Raw genomic sequence first — 371 nt, forward strand, 5'->3', positions numbered from 1 at the left:
CGCTTGGCCAGGCGGGCGATCTTGGCCCGTGCGACTTCCAGCAATCGGCTGTCCGTCGGGTGGGCGATGGCCTTCTCCTGCACCGTGGTGTCGACCGTCACGCGTTCGAGCTCGACGGGCTTGGCCGCCTTCATTGCGACCGCCGCCTCGATGGTGGTCTTGAGCAATTGCTCCACGCCGGCTTCGCCCAGCACGCGTCGAAAGCGACCGATCTGCGTGGCGTCGCAGGGCAGCTTGCTCTGGTAGTACTCCATCCCGCTGAAGAGCTGCCAAACGACATTCTCCGACCAGCGCTCAACGACGGATTCGTCACTCTCGTTGAAGGCGTGCTTGAGGTACAGCAGCGAGACCATCAACCGGATCGGCAGCCG

General features: G+C 64.2%; 1 protein-coding gene. It reads right to left on the reverse strand.

The features are described 5' to 3' along the window. A partial coding sequence (locus ACG02S_RS26240; RefSeq protein ID WP_394473443.1) for a transposase occupies positions 1 to 371 on the reverse strand: 371 nt, incomplete at both ends.

It is taken from the genome of Pelomonas dachongensis (assembly GCF_043555865.1).
GTDB classification, from domain to species: Bacteria; Pseudomonadota; Gammaproteobacteria; order Burkholderiales; family Burkholderiaceae_C; genus Pelomonas; species Pelomonas dachongensis.